Origin of the sequence: Oribacterium sp. P6A1, from assembly GCF_000702885.1 — a bacterium.
Taxonomy (GTDB): domain Bacteria; phylum Bacillota; class Clostridia; order Lachnospirales; family Lachnospiraceae; genus Oribacterium.
This window is the reverse complement of record NZ_JNKO01000006.1, coordinates 35389-50995: the sequence shown is the minus strand read 5'-3', so window position 1 is coordinate 50995 and position 15607 is coordinate 35389. Positions and strand designations below refer to the sequence as shown.

Sequence of the window (15607 nt, the reverse complement as noted above, 5' to 3'; positions counted from 1 at the left end):
AACTTTTATTTTATGCCGGCTCTTTATGGGATTAAAACCAATAAAGCCCGGCTAAAATACATATATTTATCAGTTTCTTGCTCTCTTGTCAGTAGCCTTTGAAAGTCTCATCCAAAGCTCCTGAATGATCTGAACAAGTAAAACAAGTATGACTACAGCTACCATCATGATATCTGTCTTATAACGGTAATATCCGTAATTCAGAGCGATGGCACCGAGGCCCCCTCCTCCGACGAAGCCTGCCATTGCCGAATAGCTGAGGATGGTAGTGATACAGATAGCCGCGCCTACCAGAAGACTGGGCTTGGCTTCAGGAAGCAGTACCTTGTATATGATCTGCCAGTTGCTTGCCCCCATGGACTTGGCCGCCTCGATGACACCTGCACTTACTTCCTTAAGAGAAGACTCCACCATTCTTCCGATATACGGAGCAGAAGCGATGATAAGCGGCGGAATAATGGCCTTTGGTCCAAGTGTTGTTCCCACCAGGAATTTAGTAAGAGGCAGTACCATAACAAGCAGAATCAGAAACGGAATGGAACGGAATATGTTAATGATAAAACCAAGTATCGTATGAACTGGTCCGCAGGGAGCTATACCGTCCTTATCTGTCACCACCAGAACAACTCCCAGTGGAATGCCTATAAGATAGGAAATGGCACTGGAGATAAGTGTCATGTAAATAGTTGACCAGGTCTCCTCTATATACATGGAAATTGATGATGCATCCATTAGTCCACCTCCTCAAATATTATATTGTTGTTTCTCAGATACTGTCTGATCTTCTCCGCATCCTGAAGATCTTCCGGAAGCTCCACTATCATCTGCCCCACTGCCTGTCCCTCAACTTCCTTTGTATTGGCAAAAAGGATGTTCACGGGAACCTTACAGTTAAGTATCATATCCGAAAGTATAGGCTGATGAGCTGAATGACCGTCAAAGACTATACGTATCTTATTGTTGCCGCTTTCCCCGAAAATCACAGGCTTGACGGAATCCGCATCACCGTCTCCGAGTATGAGCCTCTTTCCTATCTCAGTCTTCGGATTGTTAAAGACTTCTGAAACCGGACCGCTTTCGGCGATATGACTGTGATCAATGATGGCAACATTGTCACATATTGCTTCAATGACCGACATCTGATGGGTGATAACTATAACAGTAACTCCCAGATCCTGATTAATCTGTTTAAGAAGATCAAGTATCTGTGCCGTTGTCTTGGGATCAAGTGCCGATGTGGCCTCATCACACAGAAGCACCTTCGGATTTGTGGCAAGAGCTCTTGCAATGGCCACCCTCTGCTTCTGTCCTCCGGAAAGCTGGGCCGGATAGTTCCTGTATCTGTCCTCAAGCCCTACAAGCCTAAGAAGCTCCATGGCTCTTTCTTTCGCCTTTTTCTTATCCTCACCGGCTATCTCCAACGGGAATGTTACATTGGAAAGAAGATTTCTCTGATCCAGAAGATTAAACTGCTGGAAGATCATCCCCATGTTTCTTCTTGCTTCCCTGACTTCTTTATCAGAAAGATCACCAAGAGATTTTCCTTCGAAAATGACCTTACCGCTTGTAGGTATCTCAAGATAGTTTATACATCTTACCAATGTTGACTTTCCTGCGCCTGAAAGTCCGATGATTCCCTGAATGGAACCCCCCTTGATATCCAGATTGATATCATCAAGTGCAATCACATCCCCCGAACTTGTATGGAATGTCTTGCCCATGTTTACCAACCGGATGATATTATCACCCTTAGCCATTAAACCTCCAATATCCTTAAGATATACTGTATGATTCGTAACACAGATTTTATTATATGTAAAAGCTTAATTCAAATAGGGATAAATGATAATGAGTTATAAAATATGGCTATAACAGAGATTACCATCGAGCAGAAAAAACTCCCTATTCGACTCCGCGTTGGTCATCAAGTGCCCCATTGGTCTTATCGAAAAAAGCATTGCCTCTTTTAAATGGCAATGCTTCTTACTCTTATATATTTTCAATTCTTATTTCTCTTATAATGATACAGTAACCTGACATTTCCCGCATACTCCACTTCCTCACCGGTATCCACCGAAAGCTTAAGTATCTCTTCTCCGCTGTAATCTGCTATGGCAGCCCCTATGTAGAATTCATCTTTTATCTCATCTATATAAGGGAAAGTTGCCTCTACCCTTGTATCCTCATCGGACCTAAGCTTCCTGATATCTATATCCAGCCCCTGCCGGAACACCCTCTTCTTATCCTTATCGAATACATACACAGTCACCGGCCAGTCAAAGAAAAATCCCGCATTCCCGGCGTTTCGGAAGGACAGTTCCAGATTTATCTCATCCCGGACAAAATCATACCTTGCCGCAAGTTTTGATGGATATATTCTGTATCCCATTCTCCTCAGTATTGAATCTTCCTTAAGAGCATATTTTTTATCCGTAAGGTCCGGCACCATAGGACCTATAAAAGTCATCTGTGAATCCGTAATATCCTGAAGTACATTTCCGAAATCCTCACCCAGCATTTTGTCCATAGGGATATCACTGGTAAACTCACCCCCAACAGGGCTCTTTAAACCGATGTCACTAACTGCCTTAAGACTTAGGGGTCTCCCTGAGGTTTCCTGCGTACCGCCGGTTTTCAGCCATGTCAGCCACTCCTCAGTGTCATCTCTGTCTCCCACCATATCATTGAAGACACCCATTTCACCTTCCACTGAAAAGTCATAGTTTCTTCTGGTCATGAGCCTCGGATTTTCAAAGCTATCCGAATATACCTCAGCATATTCACTGCATACAGAGGCGTCCGGCATGAGGGATTCATCTCTGTTGTCCGATGCATGCCACTCTCCCCAGTGTCCTATACTTCCTAGCTGCACAAAGGAAATAAAGAAATCCCTGTCACAGTATTCTGCCAATGCCTTTAACGCGATATCGTGGTATTTCCTGAACACTGTATCCCCGTAATCCGGTGAATATCCCATGCCTATCTCTGTATCATAGAAAGTTCCTTTTTTGGTCTTTTCATAGAGCCAGCCCGGAATATCCATGTGCGCCTCTTTTCCCGGGATATCGCAGATAAACCTTATGATTCCGTGCTTATGCTTATCCTTCCACTTTTTTATATGGAAGTTTTTTTCCAGTCCCTCTATGTCAAACTTTCCTTCTTCCGGCTCCCATTCCGCCCAGGTAAGAGGAATATAGACCATATTTGCTTTCTCACAAAGCTCAAGGTTCGATGCATCCGGTGCAAATCCCATGAGAGGATTGTCAGTAACAGTATAGTCCGGTGAATATGTAACATCAAAATCAAGACCCGAAGGATACAGCATATTGAAGAGTATCCCTGCTACAGCCGCACCAAGAATCAGGATCACAACATACTGAATGGCATAACTTTTACTCTTATCCATTTTATTCCCCGTTAGAACATTCTTGTTCCAATTATTAAGTTAGTGCACTTTCATATAAAACTACCATGTCATATATTTGACATCAACTTAAATGAACCATCTTTCTTACCTATGCGGAGGATGGGGCGCCTGCTTAGCGCCGACCGGAGAGGAGATTGAACCCACTGGTTCAATTTACGCCTTCGCGAAGATCAAAAAAAGGGCTCTCATGCTTTGCATGAGAACCCTCTTTTTAACCTATGCGGAGGATGGGACTTGAACCCACACGTCCTACCGGACACAAGATCCTTAGTCTTGCCTGTCTGCCAATTTCAGCACCTCCGCTCGACCTGTTTAAGATACAGGATTTACCTTCATTTGTCAACAATAAATTTAAAAAAATATCCAAGAAGGAGTCTGCACCTTCGGTCACGCAGCATAGCGGAGAGTGATCCCATTGTGTTCAATTTACGCCTCCGAAAAATGTCAAAAAAAGAGCCCTCATGCCCTGCATGAGAACCCTCTCTTTTAACCTATGCGGAGGATGGGACTTGAACCCACACGTCCTACCGGACACAAGATCCTTAGTCTTGCCTGTCTGCCAATTTCAGCACCTCCGCTCGACCTGTTTAAGATACAGGATTTACTTTCATTTGTCAACAACAAATTCCAAAATCTTTTTCAGCCACCGTAATAACATATTTTTTAACGGCTTTAATTATAGTGTTAAATAAGCATACAGCTAAAGGGAACCTAAAAATCAGGTTCCCCTTAGACATCACACTAAAGATTTTTATCAACATCTGTGGTTTTTTATATCAGCCGCAAAGCTCAATGATAGCCTCTGCATACACCTTCGTAGCGAGAACGATGTTATCGAGATCAAAGAACTCGTCAGCTCCGTGCATGCGTGTGTCGATACCCGGAAGAACCGCACCGAAAGCAACACCGTTCTTTAATTCGTGTACGTAGGTTCCGCCGCCGATGGCCATAGCTTCACCCTTAAGACCTGTAACAGCCTCATAAGCTCCGAGAAGCTTCTTAACAAACTCAGAATCAGAAGGAACCACATGCGGAGGAACCATACCATGGCTTGTCCAGTCAAGTGAAAGATCTGTTACAGCCTTTGCTGCCACATCCTCACAGTTCTCCTTTGTAGCCATAATCGGTGTACGGCTGTCAAACTGAACATTAAGCTCAGTCTCTGTTATGTGGAACATATCAAGGGTGCATGTCAGATCATGTGACTCCTCATCGCACATCTTTATGCCGAGACCTGAACCATCTGTAACTCCATAAGGGAAAAGCTTAAGCACATTCTTTATAGCAGAAATCTGCTCACACTCCGGAAGAGGAAGCTTTGCAACAAGAAGAAGCGCTGCAATACCCGCATTCTTTCCTGTCTCGGGAGTTGATGCATGAGCAGAAACACCTGTAACGGTTATCTCATCCACTCCGGTCTGTACACATTCTACGCCGCACTCCTTTGCCACCTCATTCATCGGTGCTTCACAAAGATTCATATCGAGACCTCTGAACTTGAGTACAGCCTTCTGGGGAACAGCATTAACAGCAACTCCTGCTTCCATTGAAACAAGCGCCGGAAGATTCTTTGAAGCCTCAAACTCTTTGGAAATCTCACCATGAAAACGTCCCTTCTCTATATTAATAAGAGGGAACTCCGCATCAGGTGAAAATGTCATCTCAGCCTCCGGCTCAACGGCATAGTACTTTGCTATATCTGTTGAACCTGTCTCTTCATCAGAACCCATAATGAGACGAACGCCCTTCTTAAGAGAAACACCGCACTCCTTAAGCGCACGCATAGCATACAATGCGCAAAGAAGAGGTCCCTTATCGTCGGAAGTTCCGCGGCCGTAAATTCTTCCATCCTTAACTACAGGCTTGAAAGGTTCAGTCACAGTCCAGCCCTCTCCTGCAGGAACAACGTCACAGTGGGCAAGCATGTCAAGGCTTCTTGGAAGGGAAGCGTCAAAATCCGCAGTACCTACATAACCGTTATAATTATTTACAGAAAAACCATACTTTGCAGCAAGATCTATGGCAAAATTGAGAGCATCAAAAGGACCGTCCCCGAAAGGTTTTCCCTGCTCATAGGATCCCTGTACAGAATTTATAGAAACGAAATCCTTGAGATCCTCGATATACTGATCCAAATGTTCGTCAATCCACTTATTTACTTTCTCATTCATTTATTATGCCTCCATCCAGGTCATTAACTTATTTATGTAAAAAACAGGCGACGCCGGATCGACGCGCCTGTCCTTTGTTATTATATGTGCCGAAGCTTAAATAGGCAACCGGATTAAATCAGTTCTTACCGAACTCAGTAAGCTTCAAATCCTTGTTTCTGTCAAGCACCATGCCAACAGACCACTCATGTGCAAAAAGAAGCAGCGGGCGGTCCTTCAAATCCTTAACTATCTTCATATCGGAAGTACCCTGTATCTTGTCAATGTCTATCTCGGTGTAGTTCTCCACCCAGCGGATATACTCATAAGGAAGTGTATCCAGCTTAACTTCAACATTATACTCATTCTTAAGTCTGAAAGTAAGTACCTCAAACTGAAGGGCACCTACTACTCCGACGATGATCTCCTCCATTCCGGTGTTGTACTCCTGGAAGATCTGGATAGCACCCTCCTGAGCGATCTGGGAAACTCCCTTCAGGAATTGCTTACGCTTCATGGTGTCCACCTGACGGACTCTTGCAAAATGCTCCGGAGCGAAGGTAGGGATACCCTCATAAGCAAACTTCTTTGAAGAAAGCTCAAGTGTATCACCGATTGAGAAGATACCCGGATCAAAGATTCCGATAATGTCTCCGGCGTAGGCCTTGTCAACTATCTTACGTTCATCCGCCATCATCTGTGTCGGCTGGCTGAGCTTTACCTTACGGCCTGTCTGTACATGGTTTACTTCCATGCCGGCATCAAATTCACCTGAACATATACGCATGAAGGCAACTCTGTCTCTGTGCTTTGGATCCATATTAGCCTGAATCTTAAAAACAAATGCGGAGAACGGCTCTTCAACAGTATCAACTACGCCCTTATCGCTTGTTCTTGGCATAGGTGGCTGAGTCATCTTAAGGAAGTGCTCCAGGAAAGTTCTTACACCAAAGTTTGTAAGTGCAGATCCAAAGAACACCGGAGTAAGATCACCTCTGTTGATTCTCTCCTCATCGTACTCATCGGAAGCTCCGTCAAGAAGCTCCAGATCCTCCTGAAGCTTGTCAAAATATTCAAATCCCACAAGATCCTTTAATCCGGGATCAGAAAGAGCCACGTCTTTTTCCTCAACGGCCTTGGTTCCGCCGGCATTGGCAGTGAACAGCTCAACTGTCTCTGTCTCACGGTCAAACACACCCTTAAAGTTTCTTCCGCAGCCGATAGGCCAGTTGATGGGGCATGTACGGATTCCGAGAACGTTTTCTATCTCATCAAGAAGCTCGTAGGGATCACGGGCTTCACGGTCAAACTTGTTAATAAAGGTGAATATAGGAATATGTCTCATGACACATACCTTAAAGAGCTTAATAGTCTGTGGCTCTACACCCTTTGCACCGTCGATAACCATGACAGCACTGTCCGCAGCCATAAGTGTACGGTATGTATCCTCGGAGAAATCCTGATGTCCGGGTGTATCAAGAATGTTGATGCACTTATCGCCGTAATTGAACTGGAGTACAGAGGAAGTAACCGAGATACCTCTCTGCTTTTCTATCTCCATCCAGTCGGAAACCGCATGCTTTGTTGCCTTACGTCCCTTTACGGTTCCCGCAAGATTTATAGCTCCTCCATAAAGAAGGAACTTCTCTGTCAATGTGGTCTTACCGGCATCCGGGTGAGAAATGATCGCGAATGTTCGTCTCTTCTCTATTTCTTCTTTTAAACTTGCCATATTTTCTCCATATAAAAAAACCAAAGAGACTATGTCAGAAGACATAGTCTCAATTAACATTCAAATAGTTATCAACTATAAGCAGCCGCAAATTATCTTCTGGACTTTAAGAACTCAGGTACTCTGATCTCACCACCGCTCTGCTGCGGACGATAAGGCTGTGGAGCAGGTGCAGGAGCAACACTTGGTGCTGCAGGCTGTACAGGCTGCTGAACAGGTGTAGTCTGAATAGAAGGCGCTGCAGGTGCAGCAGGTGCAACATGTGTTGCAGGAGCTGTATTCTGAACCTGATATGCTATATTTGCGCCCTGTGGATTAAGGAAGCTGAGTGTAGGTCTTGATGCAGGAGCTGCCGGCTGCTGTGCCTGAACACGCTGCTGAGCTGCAGGCTTCTTCTCTGCTGTCTCAAAAGAAGATGCTGCTGAAATATCCTGAATACCTGTAGCGATAACAGTGATCTTGCACTCATCCTGAGCATTCTCGTCATACATGGCACCGAAAATGATATTGGCATTATCGCCTGCAAGCTCCTCAACAAATGAAGCTGCCTCGTTTGCTTCAACGAGAGAAATATCACCGGAGATGTTGATGATAACATCTGTAGCGCCCTGAATGGTTGTCTCAAGAAGAGGAGAAGAAATAGCCATCTTAACTGCCTCTGTTGCCTTCTCGTCACCCTTTGCTTTACCGATACCAACATGAGCGATTCCCTTATCCTTCATTACTGAAGAAACATCGGCAAAGTCAAGATTGATAAGACCGGGAACATTGATAAGATCAGTGATTCCCTGAACTGCCTGCTGAAGGACCTCGTCTGCCTTTCTGAGAGCATCCGGCATAGTTGTTCTGCGGTCTACGATTTCAAGAAGTCTGTCATTCGGAATAACGATAAGTGTATCAACAGATTCCTTAAGCTGGTCGATACCCTTAAGAGCGTTAATCATACGCTGCTTAGCTTCAAAACGGAACGGCTTTGTTACAACACCGACTGTAAGGATACCCATATCCTTTGCGATCTTTGCAATGATAGGAGCTGCACCTGTACCGGTTCCGCCTCCCATACCACATGTTACAAATACCATATCTGCGCCCTGTAACTGCGCCTTTATATCTTCCGCACTCTCCTCAGCTGCCTTGGCACCAACCTCAGGTCTGCCGCCACAGCCAAGTCCTTTAGTAAGCTTCTCACCGATCTGCATCGTATTTGGCGCCTGGCTAAACTGTAATGCCTGCTTATCTGTATTAACGCCTATGAACTCAACACCAACGATACCGTCAGTCACCATGCGATTCACAGCGTTATTACCTGCGCCACCAACACCAACAACTATAATTCTTGCAGCTGCCTCTGACTCAGGAAGTTTAATCTCAAGCATAATCTTCCTCCTTCAACACTATATGTTTTCATTATCATAATAGTAGCCTGAATTCCGTATGACCAAATACGCTTGCTATCTATAAATAATCAGATGTGGTCACACGCCCGTCTACTATACATGGAAATATTATTAATTTCAATAGCTTAACAGATTTTAGCACGCGTATTCGTTATACATTACTAAGTTTTTTTCAATTAATTCTTACGTTTTTATAACGTTTATGAATATTATTGTTTTTTTGTCTTAAAAATATAACTTTCATGGTCAGAACTTTCACTGTATACAGAAAGATTCAGTTCTCCTTTCAGGCCGTTAAGCTTCGGAAGAATATCCTTCAGAGTGAATATCTTCATCTCCATATTCTCATTGCCGCCAAGATACACTTCTATATCATCAATATAGAGCCTGGCATTCAAAAGATTGTCGTATGCTATCTCGTTACATTTTATACCATTATCGCTTAAAGCACCCGTTAAATTCAGTATATCCCTGAAAATGAGCGGGTTTTGAACCGGCAGTTCCTTGTAAAGAACTATTGAGCCGAAACTTAAGCCCGTTATCATGGGGATGCCCTCCAGTTTGTCCCCGGTGGATTCCACCACTATACCGTCCTTGTCAAAATACATATGGCTGGACATATAGTCCACATAGCCTACTATGTTTTTCTCATATACGGTTATCACTACGGAAAGCGGACTTTCCCAGTCTATATCATATCTCTGAATGAAGGGAACCTGCTTATGTTCCTGTGTACTGTCCTTAACAAAACAATAAAACGAGTTAGTGTCCCATCTGTCAGAAAATATCAGATCAACAACCTCCTCACTGCTGTATCTGGTGTTTCCGATTACCTTAAAGTTTTTTATCCTGGCACTTGCAAGAACAATAGCGGTGAGAAGAACCACCATCACCATGCCCCAAAGCATCAGATGTCTCTCTTTCTTTTTTTTGTAGTACCGGTCGTCATAATCGTCCATATCATCAGAGTCAAAATAATCCCGGTCTCTGTTGAAGTTTTTTATATTTCTTTTCATATTGCCTATTTTACAAAAAAGCGATGTTTTTTCAACATCGCTTTAAAGAACAGTATATTCGTTTATGTTTCCAGTCTGATCTGTCGTGAAACCGACAATGCAAGCCCCATCTCAGCCATAAGGATAAACAGTGAAGTTCCTCCGTAACTTATAAAAGGAAGGGTGACTCCGGTGTTTGGAATGGTATTTGTTGCAACCGCAATATTTAAAATGATCTGCAGCGCTACATGACACATGATTCCGATTGTCAGCATGGAGCCGAACAGATCCCTGGCATTTCTCGTATTATCATAAAGTCTGTAAATGATAAAGGCATATACAAGAATAATGGACACGGCGCCAAAAAGACCAAGCTCCTCACATATGATGGTGAATATCATATCATTTTGCGCTTCCGGCATCAGAAACTTCTGAACGGATTCTCCAAGACCCTTTCCGAAAATACCTCCGGATCCTATAGCATAAAGTCCCTGCAGTGTCTGGAAGGTTTCATCCGCATAACTTGATGGATCTTTCCATGCAAAGATTCTGACCAGCTGATATTCCTGAAGTATATTCAGCTTCTGAAGCAGCTTTGCAAAAGGATATGCAAATACATATATTACTGAAATCAAACCACCGGCTGCCGCAAAGGGTGCCACTCTTTTGCAGGATATCCAGAGCATAAAGAATGTGATTCCCATAATGATCATGGCCGTTGACAGGTTGGTCTTTGCGATGAGTATCGCCGGGAACACTCCCCATGCGGCGGTGGTCAGCATCTTTTTCCACTCATTCATCTTGTAACCGTTGTGGGTTATCAATATGGAGAGCTGAATAATGACCGCAACCTTCATAAACTCCGAAGGCTGGAAGGATACACCTCCTACCCTCAGCCATCTTGCGGAACCATGGGATGCGATCCCCAGGGCCGCCGTCACAATCTGCAGGCCGAAGGAAAACAGATAAAATATTAAACCGAACCTCGCACAAAGGTGATAGTCAAATCTCGATACCACCAGCATCACCACTATTCCCGCAGCCGCAAATATCGCCTGTCTCTTCAGGAAATACATAGCATCCGACATGGTAGTCTGTGCAGAATAGCCGGAGGCGGAATACATGACTATCAGTCCGAATCCGGTTATAAAAATTACAGTGAACAAAAGGCTGTAATCAAAGAAATGTTTAATTTTCTTTTTTTTCGCCAAGTATTTCCTCTCCCTTTAATTCTAAATTTGCTTTCATACGTGACTCTATAAGTTAATGTATGAAAACTCAGATTGTTACTTTATATTACTAATGAGTGAAGTGTCAACCTTAACCCTGCCTGTTTCATTAAAGAGCCATTACGCACTCTTTAAAAATACGTCCTCTTTCCTCATAATTCGGAAACATTCCCCATGAAGCACAGGCCGGACTCAAAAGAACATAATCTCCCGCATCGGCATAAGCCGCGCAGTCCTTTACAGCCTCATCCATATCCTCCGCGAACATAACATTGGTAAATCCATACTTCTTTGCACAGTCTGCTATGAGATTTCTGGTCTGTCCTATAAGAACCAGATATTTCACTCTTCCTTTAAAAAGCTTGCACCATTCATCAAATGGAATCTTCTTGTCGTATCCGCCGCCTATTAATATAGTAGGACCCGGCATGGCCAGCAGAGCCTTAATGGCCGCATCAGGATTTGTTCCCTTTGAATCGTTATAATATCTTACACCGTTTCTCTCACGTACGAACTCTATACGATGTTCAACGGGTTTGAACTTCTTTATCGCCTTGATGATATTCTCCATAGGAACATCCATATTCATACAAACCGCTATGGCACACATGATATTTTCGTAATTATGTGCTCCCAGAAGATTTGTGTCATGCACATTCAGAAGAACCTCATCCTCACCATCATGCACATAATGTATCTCCGGCTCAGTATAATAAAAACCATCCTTCAGAACATGTGAGGAGCTGAACCATATTACTTTCGGTTTTAATGTTTTTCTCTTACCGAACTTCTTTAATTCAGGGTCGTCGTAGTTCAGAACCACAAAATCCTCTTCAGTCTGATTAACTGCTATGGTCTCTTTTGCTTTGGCATAATTTTTCATTGTCTTATGCCGGTCAAGATGATCCGGAGTAATGTTTGTTATGCATGACACATGTGGATGAAAATCCATCACAGTCTCAAGCTGGAATGAACTTACTTCAAGAATAGTCGCAGAATCATCTCTTGTATCAAGGGCGTCTGCAGTATAAGGATTACCGATGTTACCGCAGACATGTGTATCATCATATGTAGTCTTAAGTATCTCACCTATAAGAGATACTGTTGTTGTCTTTCCGTTTGTTCCCGTAACCGCCGCAAGCTTACCCTTGCTTGACTGGTATGCCAGTTCAATCTCGCCCCATATAGGTATATTGGCTGCCTGAATCAGTTTAACAAATGGCTTGTCCAGTGGAATACCCGGACTGATGACTGCCAGATCCACCTGAATAAGATCCGACATACCAAGGTCTCCCACTATAACTGTTATTTTATCTTTCTTATTAAAATTTTTAAGGACCTTAAGCTTATCAAGTTCCTTATTGGAGTCATACAGTACAACATGACCTCCAAGACTCAGTATCTGCCTCGCAGCACAGATACCGCTCTTTCCCGTACCAAGTACGAGCACCTTCCGACTTTGCATGAACTTCACCTCATCAAATCCCCTACTGCTTCACCTGTCACATCCCCAACGCAGAAACAAGACAAAGCAGGATAGTAATAATTGTAAATACTGTCACAACCTTGGTCTCAGACCAGCCGCCAAGTTCAAAATGATGATGTATCGGGGCCATTCTGAAAACTCTTTTACCATGAGTTGCTTTAAAATAAGTCACCTGTATGATGACTGACAGTACTTCCACAAGATATATCAGTGCAAAAATCGGTATAAACAGAGGTATACCCATTTCAAATGCCGCCGCAGCCACAAATCCGCCGAGAGCAAGGGAACCTGTATCTCCCATAAATATCTTTGCCGGATGACAGTTGTAAACAAGAAAGCCAAGCAGGCTTCCAAAAACAGCTCCTGCAATCGGAGTGAGGGCCCCTTCACCTGTCTTCATACTTGCAAAGGCTATGAAAAATGCTATTACAGCAGTCACTGAGCTTGCAAGTCCGTCGATGCCGTCCGTAAAGTTGGCGCCGTTATCTGTTCCCAGCACTATAAAAATGAGTGCCGGCACATAAAACCATCCTAAATCAAGATCTATATTTGTGAATGGTATCCTCATGGCATTGGAATAAACCGGTGACATGTAGAGATATACGGCAAAAATTAATGTGAACACAAACTGACAGGCAAACTTCTGTTTTGGATTGAATCCCTCAGACTGATGTTTTACCACCTTAAGGTAATCATCAACGAAACCCACAATTCCGAAGCCTACAGTAAGAAGCAGTACGGGAATGATTTTTGGATATCGTCCAAAGTAGATGAGTCCTACAGCTATGAATGCTATGATCAAAACTATACCACCCATGGTAGGTGTTCCCTGCTTTTTAAGATGGGACTGAGGTCCGTCGTCACGAACCTCCTGCCCGAATTTAAGCTTATGAAGCTCCGGAATCGCAAAGGGCATTATAGCTGCCACAATAGCGAATCCAAGTAAAATCGAAATCACCAAATCTATATACATATTAAACTCCAGCTTTAATTATTATCGGAAACTTCCTCTTCATCCGGCACCTCATCCGGAAGTTCAAATCCATCCTCTTCATCTGCGGGATCTATATATTCATCAGTCACAGGAGGCTTAGTCTCTGTCACTTCTTCAGCGCTCTGAGATTCAGTATCTCCTTCTTCCGTTTCACCGGAAGCCGTTGTTGTCTGTTCTCCCATAGGATCATTTGAAATACCTTCCTGATTCTTTGCGAACTTTGCATTGAGATCGTTGGCAGGATCTGTTTCACTTGAAGGTGCTATGTTCATGAACTGCAGTGCATCATTCATTATCTTTCTTTCGATGTTGATAGCAAAAGATGCAGTGGCCTGTGCCTCGCCTTCAAGATTAGGTGTATCTACTATAACATAAACAAGAAGCTGCGGATCCTCCACGGGAGCAAATCCCACAAAGGATACAAGATAGTTCTTTGCCGAACGGGGTATCTTCTCCGCTGTTCCTGTTTTTCCTCCGACACGGTATCCCTGAATCTTCGCTTTTGTACCGGTTCCGGCTTCTACGGTCTGGTAAAGAGCCTCTCTCAGGAAATCGCTTGTACTCTTCGAACATGTAATCCTGGTAACCTCAGGTTTTATATTCTCAACTACAGTTCCGTTGGAATTCAGTATCTGTTTTACCACATGAGGCTTATAGTAGCTTCCTCCGTTAATGATACTGCAGTATGCCGCAGCCATCTGGATCATGGTAACATTATAGTTCTGTCCGAAAGAGTTTGTTGCCAATGTTGTTCTTCCCAGTTTTTCCGGAGCATATACAAGTTTCGATGTATCCGCCTCAGCCGGAAGATCTATTCCCGTCTTCTCTCCGAATCCGAAAAGATGCTGATACTTTACGAACTTTTCGCCCCCCAGGGCAAAGGCTGTGTTCATGAGATAAACATTGCAGGATCTCATAAGTCCGGTCTGTGCATCTATGATTCCGTCACCGTCATGGTTGTGGCATCGGATCCTCCAGGTGTGCACGCCGTCACTCAGTTCGATATATCCTTCACAGTTGAATTCCGTATTTGGAGTGATGGCTCTTTCTTCGAGGGCTCCTGCCAATGTTATGGACTTGGCTGTTGAACCGGGCTCGTAGGTATCGGATACCACAACATTTCTCCATATCTGATTCCACGCCACCTGTTTTCCATAGGAAAGTATCTCGTCCTGAGAATAGTACTTACCGACTTCCTCCTCAGTGATGGGAGGATCGTCCGGATGCTCTCTCTTGTAAACACCTACCGCTTCCTTACGTCCCAGCTCCATAAGCCGTGAATCTGTATACTCACTTTCGTCAAGAGCTCTAGGATTGTTAAGGTCATACTGGTTGGTGGAGCCCATAGCCAGAACCTCACCGGTATTGGGATCCATAACGATGGCTGCTGCCACCTTTGAACCCACATCCTGTGTCTGCCATTCATTGAGATACTTCTCAAGAGCCAGCTGTATGTTGGTATTAATGGTTGTAACGATGGTCTCACCATCCGTCGGCTGCTTAAGTACAGACTGAAGCTTTGTGTCGCTGTCCATGTATCCGTACTCTCTGCCGTTTACACCCACCAGCGTATCGTTGTAATACTGCTCAACTCCGCCGGTACCGTTACTGCCGTCAGCATTGGCAAAGCCTATAACGTTGCAGGCAAGGGATCCGTAAGGATAGGTTCTCTTATACTCATCCTCGAACCATATTCCGCGGATTCGGCTCTTCACTCCGCTTTTGAGATATGCGGAGTTCTGCTGCTTCATATACTCCTCAAAGCCTGACTTCTCATCATAGGAAAGATCCTTGGCATACTTGACATAGGACTTGTCAGCCTTTTCACTGAGAAGTGCTCTAATCTCACTTTCATCATATCCGAAATACTCCGAAAGAGCCTTTACGGTAGGTTCCACATACCTGTCCCCGTCTCCGGAATGTATGACTCTCGGATCTATGATCAGGTTGTAGACCTTCTGGCTGGTGGCAAGTACCGTTCCGTTTCTGTCCATGATATCGCCGCGGCGGAAAGGAATGGTACGGCTTGAGTAGGAAGCCTGTCTCTGAGAAAGAACTATCTTGTTGTACTCCTCACTGTTGTTGCGTACCAGCTGATAAATCACCACGATAAGGGCAATTAAAGCTAGCATTATCACACCGAATGTGATGGCTAGCTTTGTCTGCATATAAGTGGAAAGTATCTTTCCCATCTTTC

General features: G+C 44.0%; 11 protein-coding genes and 2 tRNA genes. All 13 read right to left on the bottom strand.

Annotated features, from left to right (window positions below):
• Window positions 1-69: 69 nt before the first annotated feature.
• The 13 genes from T515_RS05785 to T515_RS05725 all read right to left on the bottom strand — a co-directional run bounded on the left by T515_RS05785 (window position 70) and on the right by T515_RS05725 (window position 15542).
• Window positions 70-732: a methionine ABC transporter permease gene (locus T515_RS05785; RefSeq protein ID WP_036608728.1), complete on the bottom strand. Its 663-nt coding sequence runs from the start codon at window positions 730-732 to the stop codon at window positions 70-72.
• Window positions 732-1757, bottom strand: a complete 1026-nt coding sequence (locus T515_RS05780; RefSeq protein WP_036608726.1) for a methionine ABC transporter ATP-binding protein — start codon at window positions 1755-1757, stop codon at window positions 732-734. Before T515_RS05780 ends, T515_RS05785 begins: the two co-directional genes overlap by 1 nt.
• A 242-nt stretch (window positions 1758-1999) precedes the next feature.
• On the bottom strand, window positions 2000-3406 hold the full coding sequence (locus T515_RS05775) for a DUF4832 domain-containing protein (protein WP_036608723.1): 1407 nt from the start codon (window positions 3404-3406) through the stop codon (window positions 2000-2002).
• Between the two features lie 240 nt (window positions 3407-3646).
• Window positions 3647-3730: transfer RNA gene (locus T515_RS05770), tRNA-Leu, on the bottom strand.
• A 191-nt stretch (window positions 3731-3921) separates the two neighbouring features.
• A tRNA-Leu gene (locus T515_RS05765) sits at window positions 3922-4005 on the bottom strand.
• Between the two features lie 198 nt (window positions 4006-4203).
• Window positions 4204-5598, bottom strand: coding sequence for a Sapep family Mn(2+)-dependent dipeptidase (locus tag T515_RS05760; protein WP_036608720.1), 1395 nt, complete (start codon window positions 5596-5598; stop codon window positions 4204-4206).
• A 118-nt stretch (window positions 5599-5716) separates the two neighbouring features.
• A complete protein-coding gene (locus T515_RS05755; protein ID WP_036608716.1) occupies window positions 5717-7309 on the bottom strand; it encodes a peptide chain release factor 3 in 1593 nt (530 codons plus the stop codon).
• Between the two features lie 92 nt (window positions 7310-7401).
• Window positions 7402-8685: a cell division protein FtsZ gene (gene ftsZ / locus T515_RS05750; RefSeq protein ID WP_036608714.1), complete on the bottom strand. Its 1284-nt coding sequence runs from the start codon at window positions 8683-8685 to the stop codon at window positions 7402-7404.
• Window positions 8686-8915: 230 nt separating this feature from the next.
• Window positions 8916-9722: a cell division protein FtsQ/DivIB gene (locus T515_RS05745; protein ID WP_242839336.1), complete on the bottom strand. Its 807-nt coding sequence runs from the start codon at window positions 9720-9722 to the stop codon at window positions 8916-8918.
• A gap of 62 nt (window positions 9723-9784) precedes the next feature.
• Window positions 9785-10912 (bottom strand): FtsW/RodA/SpoVE family cell cycle protein, encoded by a 1128-nt coding sequence (locus T515_RS05740; RefSeq protein ID WP_036608712.1) that lies wholly within the window; start codon window positions 10910-10912, stop codon window positions 9785-9787.
• Window positions 10913-11039: 127 nt separating this feature from the next.
• Entirely contained in the window at window positions 11040-12395 is a 1356-nt protein-coding gene (gene murD, locus T515_RS05735) for a UDP-N-acetylmuramoyl-L-alanine--D-glutamate ligase (RefSeq protein WP_036608709.1), read from the bottom strand.
• Window positions 12396-12432: 37 nt separating this feature from the next.
• Window positions 12433-13389, bottom strand: coding sequence for a phospho-N-acetylmuramoyl-pentapeptide-transferase (mraY, locus tag T515_RS05730; RefSeq protein WP_036608706.1), 957 nt, complete (start codon window positions 13387-13389; stop codon window positions 12433-12435).
• Window positions 13390-13403: 14 nt separating this feature from the next.
• Window positions 13404-15542 carry a peptidoglycan D,D-transpeptidase FtsI family protein gene (locus T515_RS05725; protein ID WP_242839335.1) on the bottom strand — a complete coding sequence of 713 codons (2139 nt, stop codon included), beginning with the start codon at window positions 15540-15542 and terminating at the stop codon, window positions 13404-13406.
• Window positions 15543-15607 lie beyond the last annotated feature (65 nt).

Bases quoted from the DNA above. Each gene is read 5' to 3' on its own strand.
- T515_RS05785 (WP_036608728.1), bottom strand. From the start codon at position 732: ATGGATGCATCATCAATTTCCATGTATATAGAGGAGACCTGGTCAACT.
- T515_RS05780 (WP_036608726.1), bottom strand. From the start codon at position 1,757: ATGGCTAAGGGTGATAATATCATCCGGTTGGTAAACATGGGCAAGACA.
- T515_RS05775 (WP_036608723.1), bottom strand. From the start codon at position 3,406: ATGGATAAGAGTAAAAGTTATGCCATTCAGTATGTTGTGATCCTGATT.
- T515_RS05760 (WP_036608720.1), bottom strand. From the start codon at position 5,598: ATGAATGAGAAAGTAAATAAGTGGATTGACGAACATTTGGATCAGTAT.
- T515_RS05755 (WP_036608716.1), bottom strand. From the start codon at position 7,309: ATGGCAAGTTTAAAAGAAGAAATAGAGAAGAGACGAACATTCGCGATC.
- ftsZ (WP_036608714.1), bottom strand. From the start codon at position 8,685: ATGCTTGAGATTAAACTTCCTGAGTCAGAGGCAGCTGCAAGAATTATA.
- T515_RS05745 (WP_242839336.1), bottom strand. From the start codon at position 9,722: ATGAAAAGAAATATAAAAAACTTCAACAGAGACCGGGATTATTTTGAC.
- murD (WP_036608709.1), bottom strand. From the start codon at position 12,395: ATGCAAAGTCGGAAGGTGCTCGTACTTGGTACGGGAAAGAGCGGTATC.
- mraY (WP_036608706.1), bottom strand. From the start codon at position 13,389: ATGTATATAGATTTGGTGATTTCGATTTTACTTGGATTCGCTATTGTG.
- T515_RS05725 (WP_242839335.1), bottom strand. From the start codon at position 15,542: ATGCTAGCTTTAATTGCCCTTATCGTGGTGATTTATCAGCTGGTACGC.